Source organism: Natronococcus sp. A-GB7 (assembly GCF_029688865.1).
Classification (GTDB): Archaea; Halobacteriota; Halobacteria; order Halobacteriales; family Natrialbaceae; genus Natronococcus.
Window position 1 is genome coordinate 18850 of the sequence record NZ_JARUKV010000038.1, and the last position, 14185, is coordinate 33034.

Annotated in this window: 13 protein-coding genes and 3 pseudogenes; 6 read left to right on the forward strand and 10 right to left on the reverse strand. The window is 56.8% G+C overall.

What is annotated here, in order from left to right:
• Positions 1 to 26: 26 nt before the first annotated feature.
• A complete protein-coding gene (locus tag QA609_RS22535; protein ID WP_278304871.1) occupies positions 27 to 1244 on the forward strand; it encodes a transposase in 1218 nt (405 codons plus the stop codon).
• A gap of 52 nt (positions 1245 to 1296) precedes the next feature.
• Complete coding sequence (locus QA609_RS22540) at positions 1297 to 1479, forward strand: hypothetical protein (protein ID WP_278304872.1); 183 nt, start codon at positions 1297 to 1299, stop codon at positions 1477 to 1479.
• A gap of 73 nt (positions 1480 to 1552) precedes the next feature.
• On the opposite strand, the gene QA609_RS22545 is transcribed toward QA609_RS22540, so the two are convergent.
• Complete coding sequence (locus tag QA609_RS22545) at positions 1553 to 3031, reverse strand: AMP phosphorylase (protein ID WP_278304873.1); 1479 nt, start codon at positions 3029 to 3031, stop codon at positions 1553 to 1555.
• Between the two features lie 104 nt (positions 3032 to 3135).
• Positions 3136 to 3759: a SagB/ThcOx family dehydrogenase gene (locus QA609_RS22550; protein WP_278304874.1), complete on the reverse strand. Its 624-nt coding sequence runs from the start codon at positions 3757 to 3759 to the stop codon at positions 3136 to 3138.
• Positions 3760 to 3832: 73 nt separating this feature from the next.
• On the opposite strand from QA609_RS22550, the gene QA609_RS22555 reads away from it, so the two are divergent.
• Positions 3833 to 4279 carry a universal stress protein gene (locus tag QA609_RS22555; RefSeq protein ID WP_278304875.1) on the forward strand — a complete coding sequence of 149 codons (447 nt, stop codon included), beginning with the start codon at positions 3833 to 3835 and terminating at the stop codon, positions 4277 to 4279.
• Between the two features lie 80 nt (positions 4280 to 4359).
• Here QA609_RS22555 and QA609_RS22560 read toward each other — a convergent pair whose 3' ends face one another.
• Together QA609_RS22560 and QA609_RS22565 are read right to left on the reverse strand one after the other, a co-directional pair.
• On the reverse strand, positions 4360 to 4788 hold the full coding sequence (locus QA609_RS22560; protein ID WP_278304876.1) for a universal stress protein: 429 nt from the start codon (positions 4786 to 4788) through the stop codon (positions 4360 to 4362).
• 536 nt (positions 4789 to 5324) lie between these two features.
• Positions 5325 to 5846 (reverse strand): DUF2267 domain-containing protein, encoded by a 522-nt coding sequence (locus QA609_RS22565; RefSeq protein ID WP_278304877.1) that lies wholly within the window; start codon positions 5844 to 5846, stop codon positions 5325 to 5327.
• Between the two features lie 276 nt (positions 5847 to 6122).
• Between QA609_RS22565 and QA609_RS22570 the strand changes: the two are divergent.
• A pseudogene (locus QA609_RS22570) lies at positions 6123 to 6659 on the forward strand (glycosyl transferase family 1); the annotation flags it as partial.
• A 7-nt stretch (positions 6660 to 6666) separates the two neighbouring features.
• Here QA609_RS22570 and QA609_RS22575 read toward each other — a convergent pair.
• The 4 genes and pseudogenes from QA609_RS22575 to QA609_RS22590 all read right to left on the reverse strand — a co-directional run bounded on the left by QA609_RS22575 (position 6667) and on the right by QA609_RS22590 (position 9671).
• Complete coding sequence (locus tag QA609_RS22575) at positions 6667 to 7374, reverse strand: triose-phosphate isomerase (protein ID WP_278304878.1); 708 nt, start codon at positions 7372 to 7374, stop codon at positions 6667 to 6669.
• A 148-nt stretch (positions 7375 to 7522) separates the two neighbouring features.
• Positions 7523 to 7621 (reverse strand): annotated as a pseudogene (locus QA609_RS22580) (ArsR family transcriptional regulator); the annotation flags it as partial.
• 26 nt (positions 7622 to 7647) lie between these two features.
• Positions 7648 to 8478: pseudogene (locus QA609_RS22585) on the reverse strand (IS5 family transposase).
• A 155-nt stretch (positions 8479 to 8633) separates the two neighbouring features.
• Positions 8634 to 9671, reverse strand: coding sequence for a site-specific integrase (locus QA609_RS22590; protein ID WP_278304879.1), 1038 nt, complete (start codon positions 9669 to 9671; stop codon positions 8634 to 8636).
• A gap of 482 nt (positions 9672 to 10153) precedes the next feature.
• Between QA609_RS22590 and QA609_RS22595 the strand changes: the two genes are divergently transcribed.
• On the forward strand, positions 10154 to 10735 hold the full coding sequence (locus tag QA609_RS22595) for an FxLYD domain-containing protein (RefSeq protein ID WP_278304880.1): 582 nt from the start codon (positions 10154 to 10156) through the stop codon (positions 10733 to 10735).
• Positions 10736 to 10769: 34 nt separating this feature from the next.
• On the opposite strand, the gene QA609_RS22600 is transcribed toward QA609_RS22595, so the two are convergent.
• On the reverse strand, positions 10770 to 11261 hold the full coding sequence (locus QA609_RS22600) for a MarR family transcriptional regulator (RefSeq protein WP_278304881.1): 492 nt from the start codon (positions 11259 to 11261) through the stop codon (positions 10770 to 10772).
• A 727-nt stretch (positions 11262 to 11988) separates the two neighbouring features.
• Here QA609_RS22600 and QA609_RS22605 point away from each other — a divergent pair.
• The gene (locus QA609_RS22605) at positions 11989 to 13308 is read left to right on the forward strand and encodes a hypothetical protein (protein ID WP_278304882.1); all 1320 of its coding nucleotides are present in this window, start codon (positions 11989 to 11991) and stop codon (positions 13306 to 13308) included.
• A gap of 341 nt (positions 13309 to 13649) precedes the next feature.
• Here the strand turns inward: QA609_RS22605 and QA609_RS22610 are convergent, their stop codons facing one another.
• Positions 13650 to 13964 (reverse strand): hypothetical protein, encoded by a 315-nt coding sequence (locus QA609_RS22610; protein ID WP_278304883.1) that lies wholly within the window; start codon positions 13962 to 13964, stop codon positions 13650 to 13652.
• Positions 13965 to 14185: the final 221 nt, after the last annotated feature.

Genomic DNA, 14185 nt, shown 5'->3' on the forward strand with positions numbered 1-14185 from the left:
ACACCACCTATATCTGTGAAATCACAGTGGAATACCGTCGTACCGCCGTCATCAAACTCGGCACTCCCGAAGGAGCCGACGCATCCCTTCAAGAGACGGTCGAGCAGTTCAAACACTGCGCCAACACCGCAAGTGAGTGGTGCTGGCACGGCGACGACGGCTACCACGTCACTTCCAAAGCGAAAGCCGAACGCGCCCTCTACGACCAACTCCGCGACGAAACCGACCTAACCGCGAATCTCGTCCAGAAAGGGATTCGCAGGGCGGTCGAAGCCGTCAAAAGCGGAGTCTCGCGTCTCGAAGGTGGTGAGAACACGTCGCAACCGTACTTTTCTGCCGATAGCGCGGTGTACGACAAACGGAGTGCGACCTTCCACCGCGACCACGTTTCTCTTTCGACCGTAGATGGGCGCATCGAGTGCGACTACATCCTCCCCGACGACTCGGAGACGCCACCCACCAAGTACGTTTCCGACGAGGACTTCGAGTTTCGGATGGCCCACTTACAGTACCGCGACGGTGACTGGTATCTCCACGCTTCAATGCGGAAAGTCGAAGCAGACGAGAAATCGCCCGAATCCGCATCCAAGCACAGAACAGTCCTTGGTGTGGATTTGGGCGTCAACAACCTCGCCGTCGCTTCGACGGGGCGATTCTGGTCGGCAGACGAGTTCAACCATTGGCGACGAGAGTACGAGAAACGTCGTGGGTCGCTCCAGCAGTGTGGTTCTCGCTACGCCCACGAGAACATCGAGCCAGTCGGACAGAAAGAGTACGGGCGGTTCGAGATACACCTGCACACGGTGGCGAACGAACTTATCGAGGAAGCCGTCGAGAATGACTGTTCGCACATCGTGTTCGAGGACTTGACCCACATTCGGGAGAATGTTCCCGAGGCGACGTGGCAACACGTTTGGGCGTTCCGACGCCTCTACGAGTACGTCGAATACAAGGCCGAAGAACACGGTGTCGAAGTCGTGCAGGTTGACCCGCGCAATACGTCGAAGCGTTGCTCGACGTGTGGGTTTACTCACGACGACAATCGCCACCAAGAGTCGTTCGAGTGTCAGCAGTGCGGATACGAGAACCACGCTGACTACAACGCCTCGAAGAACATCGGTTTGCAGTATCTCCGTCGCAGGCAAAATGCAGGCGACGGAGGCGCACCCGTAGATGTGCGCTTGAATCGCGGGACGCTGAACGTGAGTGGGGAGTACGTGCCCCCTGCCTCGGTTGAGGCATAGAACGGGAGTCCACGCGAAAGCCTCGGGGCTTGACCCCGAGGCGATTTACGTAATGCCCGAAGCGACTCTCGTCGATACCGATGTCGAACGAGCAGTGATCTTTCCGGACGCGACGGTCGAAGCGACGATCGTTCGGGACTCGATCATCGACGAAGGTGCCACCCTCGGTGGACTCGACCTTCGCGACGCGATGGTTGGTGCGTACACTCACATTCCGAACGGATCGCCGGAGTGATCTCGGTCGTGACGTCTATTTCCCGTCGACCTTTCCGAGGAGATCGAACCGCACGTTCGCCGATACTCGGCTCTCACCGCCGCTCGACGAGCGCGTCTGCCTTGCTCCGGACCCGAACCGCTTCGAGCCGGTCGGCCAGAGCTTCTGCCTCCGCAAGCTTGGACGGCGTTTCGGCGTGGATCGTATACAGTGGATCGCCGTTTTCGATCGGCTCGCTTACCGTTCGGTGAATCACGAGTCCGGCATGGGCGTCCAGGGGTGCACCTGCCCGCCGCGCGAGATCGCAGAGCTGTCTGTTGTCGACCCGAGTCGCGATACCAGATCGCTCTGCGCGGACGGTCGTCGACTCTCCTCCCGGAGTGAGGTCGTCAGACTTGACGTCCGGATCGCCGTTCTGAGCGGCGACGATCCGTCTGAACTGCTCGAGTGCACGCCCAGACTCGAGAATATCGATCGCCGATGCATCGACGCCACAGTGCTCGAGCAGGATATCCGCGAGACGGACGGACTTCAACCGGAGCGATTCAGGTCCAGCCCCTTCGAGCACCGAAAGTACGTCCCGGGCCTCGAGCACCGGGCCGACGCCGCGGCCGATCGGATCCGTCCCGTGGGTGATCGCACAGCTGACGTCCATCCTGAGATGGTTGCCGACCCGTTTGAGGTCGTCGGCGAACTTTCGTGCCGCCACGAGACTCTCGACTTTCGCGCCCTCCCCGTACGGAATGTCGATTAGGACGTGCGTCGAGCCGACGCTTTGCTTCTTCGAGAGCACCGAGGCCGTAAGCTGGCCCGGCGGATCGATCGAGAGCGGGTTCTCGGCGCGGATGATCGCGTCGTCGACCGGCGAGAGCTCTACACCGCCACCCCAGACGAGACAGCCGTTCGCCTCGGCGACGATCGCCTCGATCTCATCGGTCGTGAACTCGACGTCACAGAACGTTTCCATGACGTCGGCCGTCCCCGCCGGCGAGGTCACTGCTCGTGAGGACGTCTTTGGCATTGTTACCCCCGCCGCGGTGATGATCGCCACCATGACGGGCGTCACGCAGTTGCCAGCGATGCCCCCGATCGAGTGTTTATCCGCGACGACTTGGGGGTCCCACGTCAGGTGCTGGCCGACGTCGCTCATCGCCTCCGTCAGGTGTTTCGTCTCCTCGAGTGAGAGCCCGTTCGCGTAGACGGCCGAAACGTAGGCGCCCAACTCGACGTCCGACAGGCGATCCTCGTGGATATCTCGGACGATCGTCTCTAGTTCGTGAGCCTCGAGCTCGATGTCGTCTAACTTCTTGCGGACGTACCTGACTGATTCGGGAATTCCGGCGAGTGTCACGTCAACCAACCCGTGAACGTGGTCGAGCGGCTCGGTCATCCCGATCGTTCCCGACTCGACCAGTTCATCCGTTGCCTTCACGATGCCTGTCGTCGCCGTCCCATCGTACGCTATCCGGACGCGATCGAGCGGATGCGCACCCAGTTCGTCCGCGTCGACGGTGTTCAACAGCACGAGTGGGCGGCTCGTCCCGATGTCGATCGTAACTGCCTCGAGTTGCATTCGTCTGTGAACAAGTCACACACAGATAAAACGATACGGGCGTCCGACCGGTCCGATACGTCCAACCGTCCCGTCAGGAAATCGGGATCGGAGTCTCGAGGTTGTCATTTCCCCGTCGCTCGTCGGCCGAACGGCAGCAGATACAGCGGCTCGAGTCGATCCGGGAGTTCAAGTGCGTCCGCGACATCGGCGTCGGTGAACGCGCCGACGGGACAGGTATTCAACCTACGTGATTCACAGACGAGATGAACGTTTTGGGCGACGTGGCCGGCCTCCATATGGACGTACCGATCTCCATGTTCCGGGTACTGCCGGCGCGTTCGCTCGTAGTTCGCCGCCAGTACGATCGTCGTCGGTGCATCCCCCACTACCTCCTGTCCCAGCGCGGCCTGCGTGAGGCTGTCGTGAACGGACGCGTCGAGTTCCGACTCGAGCACGTGCCGTCTCGGATCGTAACGGTAGAGTCCCCGATCCAGCTCCGCGTTCCCGCCCGACGTCACCTCAAGAAAGACGACGAGCGGGTACGTCGCTCCGGCGCTCGGCGCGGCTCGCATCTCCACGCCGTCTCTCACGTGAGTGAGTCCCTGCGCCGCCCACAGTACCTGAGAGACGTCCTCGATCGTCACCGGCGTCCGAGCGAACGAGCGTCGGCTTGCTCGTGTCGCAATTGCCCGTTCGGCGCTCGTCTGGCCGTCGGGGTCGGGTTCTGGAAGCTCGATCGGAGGCATGTTGACGATGTCACGGCAAGACGCAAAATACTGCGCCCCGAGAGGCTATGTCCCTCCGGCTTGAACTCGTTCTGTGACCAGCACAGTCCTCGTTCCCGTCGACGGCTCACCGTTATCGTCGCAGGCACTCCGTCACGCGCTTCGCGAATTTCCGGACGCGGAGATCACGGCCTACCACGTCGTCGACCTGTTCGATCCCGGTTCCGCGACCGACAACGGTCTCGAGTCGTCGTACGAACCAATGCTCGGGACCGAGGAGTGGTCGGCGTCCGTCGCCGAAGCGAGGGATCGGCTCTTCGCGGACGTTTCCGAGACCGCTGCCGACTACGACCGATCGGTCACGACCGACTGGGATATCGGCGACCCGGCGCGGCTCATCGTCGAGTACGCGACGGAGGAAGCCGTCGACCACGTCGTTCTCGGTGCACACGGTCGAATCGACGAGGAACGGTCGATCTTTGGGACGGTCGCCGCATCCGTCGCTCGCCGCGCACCGGTTCCGGTCACGGTCGTTCGGTGACGCGACTCGAGTTCGTCCTGCCGTCGCGACGGCCGTCAGGTTCGTGGCTCGGTATCGAGTCGATCACTGCGGTTCGTCGTCTACTCGTTCGTTCGAACGACGGTGACGGGGACTGGCGCCCGTCGAACGACGGTTTCGGCGACACTTCCCAGCAGGATCCGGTCGAGACCGTCGCGACCGTGGCTTCCGATCACGACGTGGTCGACGTCGTGTTCTTCGGCGTAGCGAACGATCACGTGCCGCGGTCGACCGTACCGCCATTCCGTGTCTACGGATCGATCGACTTCCCCTGCGACAGCTCGAACGTCGTCGAAAACCGCGTTCGCGAATTCGTCGGCTCTGTCGCGCCACCGGCCCCCGTTTTCGACGCCGGCGTCAGTGTGATCCGGGAACGGTTCGACGACGTGAAGGACGACGATCGACGCGTCGGGAAACGTCTCGAGCGCGAACCGGAGCGCAGCGTCTGCTTGCTCGCTACCGTCGTGTGGGACGAGAATGGGGTTGCCCATAGAATGGTTGATGCGGATCGTATTCTTAACCGTGACCCCCCGGGGATCGTCCCCCGCCGCCAGCGAAGCGGATATCGGAACGCCGAGAACACGATCGCTTTCGCTCGTATTCGGTGAGGTGCTTCCTCACATGCTGAAATACCATAATAGGTTACATTCGTACCTACGTAATCTCACGACTCGTTCTTAGAGACCGAGAATCAATCTCCTGCCCTGGTCATCTCGTCGGCGTCTCCGACGAACGCACCAGTTGAGGCCATGACGAGCGAGCCGTCCACGTTCAGGTGCCAGTAGGAACTGCTCGGTGGTTGGTGGCAAAAGAAGCCGCGGACTGCTCTCGCTCGTGGAACGGGAGCCGTGTCGGCTTCCTCCTACGTCACCAGCAATCGCTGATTTCTGGTTGGCACATTGGAACGCTTTGCGTCCCAAGGACGGCTAAAGTCGGAGACTTCTTCCTTACATCTCTGTGAATCTGTGCCGAAGGTCGGGTCTCAGTTTCCGATCTTCGTGCCTTCGACCCTGGGTGGCGGAGATTGCTATTCTTCTGTTTCGTCGACCGACTCGTCGTCTGCCGTGTCGGAGCCGTGCTGGCTCCCTGTCTCGGGTTGTGGCCCTCCACCGGTCTGTGCCTCCTGGGCATCGCCCCAGCCACCGCTGTCGACCACCTCGAACAGTTTGCCCCAGTTCTCGTCGTCCGCGCTCTCCGGAAGCTGATCACGGAGCTGCTGGAAGTCCGACGGCGGCACCTCCGATCTCACGAGATCGACGATGATACGGGCGTGGTACGCTGCTTCCGGCGGATCCGTCAGGTCTCCCTCGATTTCACTGACTCGGGTAACGAACTCCTGCCAGTCGAATCGCTGCCCGTGTTCCTGAACGGCACCGGTCATGTACCACTTGATTTCCATCGGGAGGGAGGCAGCGAGATCTTCGGCCGCACCCTCCGGAATCCGTTGACCCAGGGTCATGAGCGTCGCCCTGATCGCTCGCACCGTTCGACCGGTATCCGCAAGCTCGAGCCGGTGCTGGACCTGGCCCGTGAACTCGTCGAAATTCATAGCAGTAACGTGCTCGGTGACCAGGGATGTCAAGCCACATGCTACGTGCTCTGTCGCGAGAACGTAACCGATCCAGCAACGTTTTTTCCGGCAGTATCGTTTTCCACACCCAGGATATCCACGAGGGTGCAGCTTCGACCGTTAGCGGTCCGTAGTGGAATGTCGTCGCTGTTCGATCTTGCGTTCCTTGCGATCGTCACCCCATAACTGATACCACCGTCGTCGTTGTACCAACGAGTACGGACGATACACGCTCCATCATTATCGGATTAATCAATCGAGGCGTACGCTGGCGTGACGGGTCACGATCGACTCCAGCGGCTTCGATCTCTCGCCGAGGCGCTGGAAGACGTCCGAATCCTCCACGTCAATTCGACGGCGGCCGGTGGCGGCGTCGCGGAACTGCTCCGTTCGATCGTTCCGGTGTGCAACGACCTCGCCGTCGACACCGACTGGCTCATCATGGATGCTGACGACGACTTCTTCGAGGTGACCAAGGCGATGCACAACGCACTCCAGGGGAGGGGACCCCCGCTGACCGAGGATATGAAGGCAACCTATCGGGCGGTCACCGAGCGAAATGCGGCCGAACTCGAAGACATGTACGATCTCGTCGTGGTTCACGATCCGCAGCCACTCGGTATGCTCGATCACATAACGGAGACGATGCCGAGCGCACCGATCGTCTGGCGCTGTCACATCGATCTCACCGATCCGATCGGCGACTATCTCGCGTTTGTCTCCGAGTATACGAACCGCGTCGACCACGCCGTTTTCAGCCGGTCCAGCTACGCCGGTGATATGGAGGTTCCGACGAGCATCATTTGCCGTTGTCAAACGAGTTCGTCTCCGCGATGAGGGACTCGGCAATCTCCGACAGCCAGGCCTCTCGATCGTTCGCGTCGACGAATGCTGACGCCGCACCAGCAGCATCAGCGCCGTGCTCGAGACTCGCCGCTACATCCGCTGCAGTACTGATCCCGCCACCGAGAAGGATTCGAGTCTCCGGGTTTTCTGATTCGACCATCGAGACGAACGCTTCGACGCGCTCGGGATGCGTTCGTGCCAGTGCGCGGTCGCTTGCGATGTCGGCCGGATTTTCGAGTAGCAGACAGTCGGGATCGAAGGTAAGCGCAGCCCGCCCTAGGTCGACGCTGTCGACACAGACGATCGACTCGAGGCCGTACTCTGCACAGCCAGCGACGACGCCTCCGACGTCACTGAACTCCTCTGGACTTTCGGGGTGGTTGATGAGTACACCTGCTGCACCCGCTTCAGCGACTGCCGCAAGCGATATCCGCCCGTTTCCGCGTCCGGCCACCAGGCCATCGATCGACTGGGCGACGACCAGAAGGTTCGTTTCCTCGGCTATTCGGTAGATATCGGGAATCTGTGGAGCCACGGCGAACGTCGCACCGGTCTGCCGATGTACAGCTTCGATCGTCTTCGCCAGCTCGAGGCCGTTAGCTCCCGCAGTTCCCTCGTAGAGTTTGTAGTTGATTAGAAAGTGCGGATAGGTGAGTGCCATCGTCACGTAGACCGACGCAAAGAAGCGATTTCAACGTTGTCCTCCTTTGCAGCCCTTATTGGGATAATATCGTCACACATTCACTCTTCTGACTATTTGGGGGACCGGCAGCCACTGCCTCTGCCTATGGTGGCGCTGAGAATGTACCTCATTCGCTGCTTCGGTGTCGGAGAACGACTGGTTCGAGTGCCTGCAAAATAATCTCTGCTTCGAGTGGAGAGAGATCGAGTTCACGAGCCATGGGTCTTGTTTAGACGGTCGAAATCCTCTGAGTTAGGCCCTGAGCGATTGTTCGATATTTCTGACGGCGGCCTTAAGGACGAGTTCTCGGAACTGTCCAAACCACGTTCTTGTCTTAAGTGTTGAACCGAATCGCTTGCGTAACGCGAAAATATCGATTCTGCGATAGACCGTTGATGGTAGGTTTCATCACCAATCCGAGCATTGTGTGCGGCATCGAGCGAGTAGAACTCACGATGTTTGATCACCGGTCTAATACCCTCGCTTCGCAGCATCTGCCGGAGCTTATCCCAATCAAACCCTTTGTCAGCGACGATAGTTTCCACGGTACTGAGGTTTCTTTTCAGGACTTGCCACGCAATCTGCGTGTCATGTGGTAGGTTCATCGAGCAGTGTACATCGAGTAATGGTTCGCGTAGAACAGTCTACAAGAATAGTGGTTTTGATCGACTCAAACGTCCCTTTGACGCGCTTTGCGTAGTTATGGCTAGACGAGCGATGAGCGATACTAGTCGAGTCGATTGCCTGTACCTCTCCGGTATCGAATAGTTCCGCAGACGGCTGCAACAGCATCCGCCAGACGGGCATCTTGAGATCTTGTTTTCGAGCACAAACGGTGGTGAAGTCCGGCAACTCATCCGGTGAAAAGCCGAGCTTGGCGACAATAGCGGGCATTTCTCGAAGAGCGTCTAGCAACCGTCGGTAGGGGTGATCGAGGTATTCTCGAAGACCATGGATCGCTACGATCACCCAATCAGCGCAGCCATCTTTTCCTTTGTTGAGAGGTTCTTTCGAACCGCTTCCGACAGCTTTTTGAGACAATTCGACGCATCGTTCGGTGAAGCGGGCCAGTTTGGAGTGCACATCCACCTGTGCTCGCTTCGTTTCCTAGAATTCCCGACACAGAGGCAATATTACTAGCGTCTAAACACGGCCCGCGATCTGTATTCAGCACGGCTCTCTCAACACATCTATTAGTTGATGGAAGAGATAGCGTTAGGTTCGCATCTGCATGTAAATCAATGACGTCGGAACCGCGCGGAGGACTGATCCTCTAAGTATCGGCGTCGCTGTTCCATTTTCGTCTCCTCGCTTCGTTTATCATAATGCACGTTCAGTACTTTCGCACTGACGTTCATTCGGCTGCTTACGACCTCTGTCGGGACATTTTGAGTAAGGTGATACGTGATGGATCCTCGTCGGATCGCATGGGGGGAGACTGACGATAGACAAAGACTCGCAGACTTCTCGTTATCGTTCAATGCCTCACAGGTATTGAGATCGCGTCCGTGAGGGCACTGATCAGTATAGACGCATGGTCGCGTCCGTCGGTACACTGTAGACCGAAGCGTGTTCTTGTGAGCACGACCATGGACTGATGACAACAGTGCATTTCGGCCCTCCTCATCTTGGGAATCCGGGCGCTGATGATAAATCCAGTCATCAAGGACTTCACACGTCTCAGGATCCAAGGCGATGAGACGTTCCCCCTGTTGCTTATTCTTTAACGGAGTAGATTCCCGGTGTCGAACTTCGAGATACCGGTCATCCTGATCATAGTCTTCCACGTCTAATCCATGAGCAGTCCCGACCCGCATTCCAGTCGTCCAGAGAAGTCGAATCAAGACGTGATCGAAAGAGGCGTACTCGAATCGGAAGAGGTAGTCCAGGAGTTTATGAGCGACGTCTTTCGTAAGAATAGCGTTGCTCTGGTTATCGCCATGGTTGAGCTTTGGCGACAGTACCTTCTCGTGTAGAGCCGGGGGAACCGCATCAATCGATTCGCAGAACTTGATAAAGACACGCAAGGTGTCCATTTGTGTCTTCACAGAAACGGCGTTCAAATCTCCTTCCTTTTGTCGCCAAATCTTGTACTCATGCAGCTGGCGTCCCGATAGGGTATTCAAGTCGGTGATTTCTTGCTCTTCACACCACCGGAGAAAGTGCCCAATGCGGTATTTGTGGGCTTGAAGTGTATTTGCAGTGACTTCGGCACCTCGTTCCTCCAGGTAGATCTCGAACGCTTCTGTCGGATGAATTGGCTCCAGTTTGGTCATAGAGATCATACCCGTGGACGGGTATTCTCCCCACCTCCCCAGGCACAATAACTCTATCAGTAGACTGGTGAAATTGTACGTCTCGGTCCGTTTTAGCGGTCGTTCCGCCATATTTGGTTCTGGGGGATTGATGACGTTCGGGCCGCAACCTACTCGGCAACGACCTTTGATGGTGGTACTGAGGGCTGCGCCGGTCTTCTGGTAGCGATACGTGTATCATCTCCGCGGTAACCGTACCGTTGAACTCGTATTGACCGATGGGACACGCATCTTTATCGGCACACGGCAATCAGCAGAGTTCGAAACAGCGATCACACAGACGATGTGGTCGTAACTCACAATTGAATACAACAGGACTTTGCCAATATCACTGATATCCAATAGAAGGTACAGCGCTAGGTTCGCGCTCTCTGAGAACGATTTGACGAACCTCGATTTCGAATCATAACTGAGTAAAGACGCCGTTTTGCCAACTATTAGTAATGGATCGAAGAGACACTCTCACGACACTCGCTGCCAGCACAATCGTCGCACCCCTATCGGGGTGTCTTGATTTCGCCGGACTTCGCCCAGATAGCGACAGCGACCAGAGCCTGGACGACAGCGAAGAGAGTCTGGCTGACAGCAGACGCGACGGCGAGCAGCAAGCCGACGAATCAGGCGACCCTGAGACCCTGGATAACGAGGCGAACCAAGAGCCTGATGCTGAGGAAGACAATAATAATGAACCATCACATCATGACGAACCCGAACAGCCCGATGCAGGTGAAAACGTCCTCAAATTTGGCGATCTCCAGATTCTCGAGTATGAGGAGGTGGTCGAGGAACTCGAGTACGATGAAGAGCAAATTAGCTACACGGGAAAGGTCGAGAACGCTGGTGATGAGGCGTACGGATCGGTAGTGGTTAAAGTGAGAGTCTACGACGGAGATGGTAACGAGTTAGGTAGCCACCAGGATCTAACGCCTGAACTCGAGGGCGGCGAAACGTGGCGCTTCGAGATTGCTCCCCATAGTCAGCCTAATGAGATTGCCGATCACGATATTGCGGTGACCAGCAAGTAGTGTGGTATTGATCTTACTTTGGGATGGCTCAACATCACTTCAAGCCCTGTACCGTTTCCCATAACTTGCTATTCGCATCTCGCATATCATCGAGTCGCCCCTCTATCTCGTTGACCTGGTTCTCGAGATTGGTCTTTTCCTCTTGGAGCTGATCATTCTCTTGCTCGAGCTTCTCAGTTCGTGCCTCTAAATCATCCAATCTTTGCCGGACAATTCGACCCCCAAGTGGATCCATTCCGTAGTCTTCTTGAGCTGCGCTCAGTACGTTCTTTCCTCTGTTAGTGATCTGGTAGGTGAATCCCTCTCGAGGCATGGGATCATCTCGGTCTTTGTCGGTGCGCTCAATTAGACTGGCCTCCATGAGGCGCTTGTAGTGGTAGTTGACGAGGCTGCTATCCAGATCGGTATCGGTGGTGATTTCAGACGTCTTCGCGGTCCCACCACGAGTCCGAATCGAAACCAAAATTCGATGTCGTTTTTGTGAGAGATTGGCCGCGATCTCGTGTGGGTCCTGGCCTGGTTCCATATATCATGCTTCAGGGCACAGTAGTAAAATTTACTTTAATTTCCGGTCAGCCCAGAACTACCGACTACATATAGCCCGGCTACCCCCACAACGTTAATCTCGAGCAGGGCGCGTTATGGCTCTGGGACTATAGCCTCGAGGAAGTATCAATAAAGAGAAACAAGTGAGGAAAACCCACCGAGCTATAACAGATCAATCCTCAACCAAAGCGGAGGGAGGCGACCAGCAGAAGAGGACCTCGAGTAGCTCAGCAAAGTGGGGTGACCACCAGGCTACAGCAGAGAGGACTATCACCTCGAGAGCAAGGGAGACTATCAGACTGAGAATCAGCAGGATGGACCATCAACAGGCTGGTAGATAGTGGACTAACATCTCGAGTGTAGGCATGCGATCCTGGGGGATCTTGAGGTAGTGTCTGGGGGTCAACTCTGGCTATAGCATGGAGAGCGAGCACGGAGCGAAGCGGAGTGCGAGCGGTCAGTCGGTAGTGGTGCGGTGCTGGCTGGGGTCGGTCGGTGTCGGTCCCCGGCTCGAGTGGGGGTGGCTGTTGCGGTCCTCAAGCTCACAAACAAGTTGGACCTCCGGAAGCAATATCACTCTGAGATAAGATTATACTCATATGAAGATATCATACTCACGACGCAGCTTTCTTCGAGGTGGTGCAGCGGTGTCAGTGGCGTCGATAGCACCTCTAGCGGGGTGTATGGCTCTTGACGGTGGGTCTTCCATGGGTGAGGGAAACCCAGCCAACGCAGGAGCGACGAATATCGATACGGGAGTAGCAACGGTGATCGACCCGGCGACCTACGAGGATCAGTTCAGCAATGTCGTGGACATCACCGACGATCCCTACAATGCAGATCCGACGGGAGAGGAGGCGATCAATGATGCCCTGATGATGGCGTGGGAGGACGACACGCTGATCGTGTTCCCACAGGGGCAATACAAGATGAATCAGGGGTTTCGTCGGACTGGTTGGAGAGACGTTGGCCTCATTGGGCAAAATGCCGTGATCCGGCATGGAGAGGTCGAAGCCATCCACGGGCACACGGTCGATGAAGGTGAGTACCGTGGCGGGACGATGCTGTTTCGAATCGGGACGATGAATCGGCCCCACCAGGGCGAGTTCGTTTTTGGCGGATTCATCTTCGACTGGGCACGAGAGAACGCGGGAATGCGGGGGCTGTACGCGATGATCAACGACCGGGCAGAGATCCGCAATATCGCGTTCAACGGTGTCCACGATCTCGGCTCTCATGGGAATATGCGGGTTGCAACGACGTCTCGAGACGCCTTTGCGTTGGTTGATTCAGTCGATATGAGTGGCGGTGGGATGCACTACCATGATACGATCAATACTCGCCAGACGGAACGCTACGACGGGACAGTGAACGAACAGGGATTCGGCCAGAGCTGGTCGACGACAGGAATCGTCGGTCACACGGATATGTCGGGAACGACGTTGTTCCAGAACGTACTCTGTGGGCCGTGGCCGGATAACGGATTGTACGTCCAGGGGGGCGGTCGCCAGATTGTTCGAAACTGCATCGCCTCGAACTCCGGGACAGCAAACATCCGGTTTAATCAGACTGACGACTGGGATCCGATTCCAGAGATCGACGAGACCGAGGACGGTGAGCTTACTCGAGAAGGGCCGTACGGACAGTCGACAGTGGAGGATTGTGTGGCTATCGTTGATCGCGTTCCATCAGGGGTACACGAAAGCGGCCGTTCGATCTGGCACTACTCCGGGGAAGGCATGATTCGAGATTGCGAGGTAACGATAGCTCAGGAAAGTGAGGCCAGCGGCGCCGGGGGTAACTTCGCGATCGGGACGCGTTCCGGTGTGACTGAATCGACGATCGAGAACTGCCGGATTTCGTTGCTCGAGCCGACGGATGCTTTCTACTCTGGGACGTCGGGACCTGTGACACTTCGAGATGTGGCCATCGTTGCAGAGGGGTGGGATCCAGGTTCAGTACCGGCTGATGTAATGGGTGGCCATATGCCCGTCCTCGAGAACGTGACGTTGAACGGCTCACTGTAGTATTGTTTAAAACTCATCAAAATATATTTGTAGAATAAGTCTATACTATGTAAAAACAGAGATGCCAGGACTCCTCACCAGATCGAATGCTGCTGCTGCACGGTTTTTCGCGGTGATAACGTTCTTAGCCGCCTATATGGCCTATTCTGGATTCGGACTACTTTCAGCATCCGTTATTGCAGCGTCTGGCGTCGTTTTGTGGGTCCTCACTGGGGATCCACACAACCACGGCGCAATCCGGCGTGTTTCGGGCGGTGTACTCTGGATGATACTCTTCTTTTTCGGAATTGGTATTGGCGTGACGTAGCCGTACTCTGAATTAGGCTTATATGAGGATTGAGTTATGCTTGGTCCTCGAGATCGCGACCCGCATACAAGAGCATTCCCTTCCAGGTGAATCCATGCCACTGACGAGTTTCGTTCAGTTGTTCGTACTGATCGGTGCTCTCTATTTTCGGGGTATCGAGCTGGCGATGAGTGTGCATCAGAAGCCCGCGCCAGGTGAGCCCGTGTTGTTCTTTGAGATCGTCGAGGCGTTGGTATTGTTCAGAAGGGAACTCAACTGAGACATAGCGTGTCTTGTTTTCCCCTTCCACCTCGATGTTGACTGATTTAGAGTCGGCTTCGGCAGTATCGGTTTCGTTGCTATCCGCCATACTGATCACCCAGCACCCCATGGCTGTGTGGTTGGCATCTCTATGCTTCGTATCACAATATGCGGGGTTAGTGCTCACTCACATAAATCCCCGCTAAGAATCGGATGGCACCGATAGCTAGTTTAGGAGATGTTGAGCAATAGATTTATTGCTCTGAGGCTAGAATCCACTCATAGAAGTCTCACTAATAGGGTTCGTATAAGTTGCTAATAGCTTGGTGA

Bases quoted from the DNA above. Each gene is read 5' to 3' on its own strand.
- QA609_RS22540 (WP_278304872.1), top strand. From the start codon at position 1,297: ATGCCCGAAGCGACTCTCGTCGATACCGATGTCGAACGAGCAGTGATC.
- QA609_RS22545 (WP_278304873.1), bottom strand. From the start codon at position 3,031: ATGCAACTCGAGGCAGTTACGATCGACATCGGGACGAGCCGCCCACTC.
- QA609_RS22550 (WP_278304874.1), bottom strand. From the start codon at position 3,759: ATGCCTCCGATCGAGCTTCCAGAACCCGACCCCGACGGCCAGACGAGC.
- QA609_RS22560 (WP_278304876.1), bottom strand. From the start codon at position 4,788: ATGGGCAACCCCATTCTCGTCCCACACGACGGTAGCGAGCAAGCAGAC.
- QA609_RS22565 (WP_278304877.1), bottom strand. From the start codon at position 5,846: ATGAATTTCGACGAGTTCACGGGCCAGGTCCAGCACCGGCTCGAGCTT.
- QA609_RS22575 (WP_278304878.1), bottom strand. From the start codon at position 7,374: ATGGCACTCACCTATCCGCACTTTCTAATCAACTACAAACTCTACGAG.
- QA609_RS22590 (WP_278304879.1), bottom strand. From the start codon at position 9,671: ATGACCAAACTGGAGCCAATTCATCCGACAGAAGCGTTCGAGATCTAC.
- QA609_RS22595 (WP_278304880.1), top strand. From the start codon at position 10,154: ATGGATCGAAGAGACACTCTCACGACACTCGCTGCCAGCACAATCGTC.
- QA609_RS22600 (WP_278304881.1), bottom strand. From the start codon at position 11,261: ATGGAACCAGGCCAGGACCCACACGAGATCGCGGCCAATCTCTCACAA.
- QA609_RS22605 (WP_278304882.1), top strand. From the start codon at position 11,989: ATGGGTGAGGGAAACCCAGCCAACGCAGGAGCGACGAATATCGATACG.
- QA609_RS22610 (WP_278304883.1), bottom strand. From the start codon at position 13,964: ATGGCGGATAGCAACGAAACCGATACTGCCGAAGCCGACTCTAAATCA.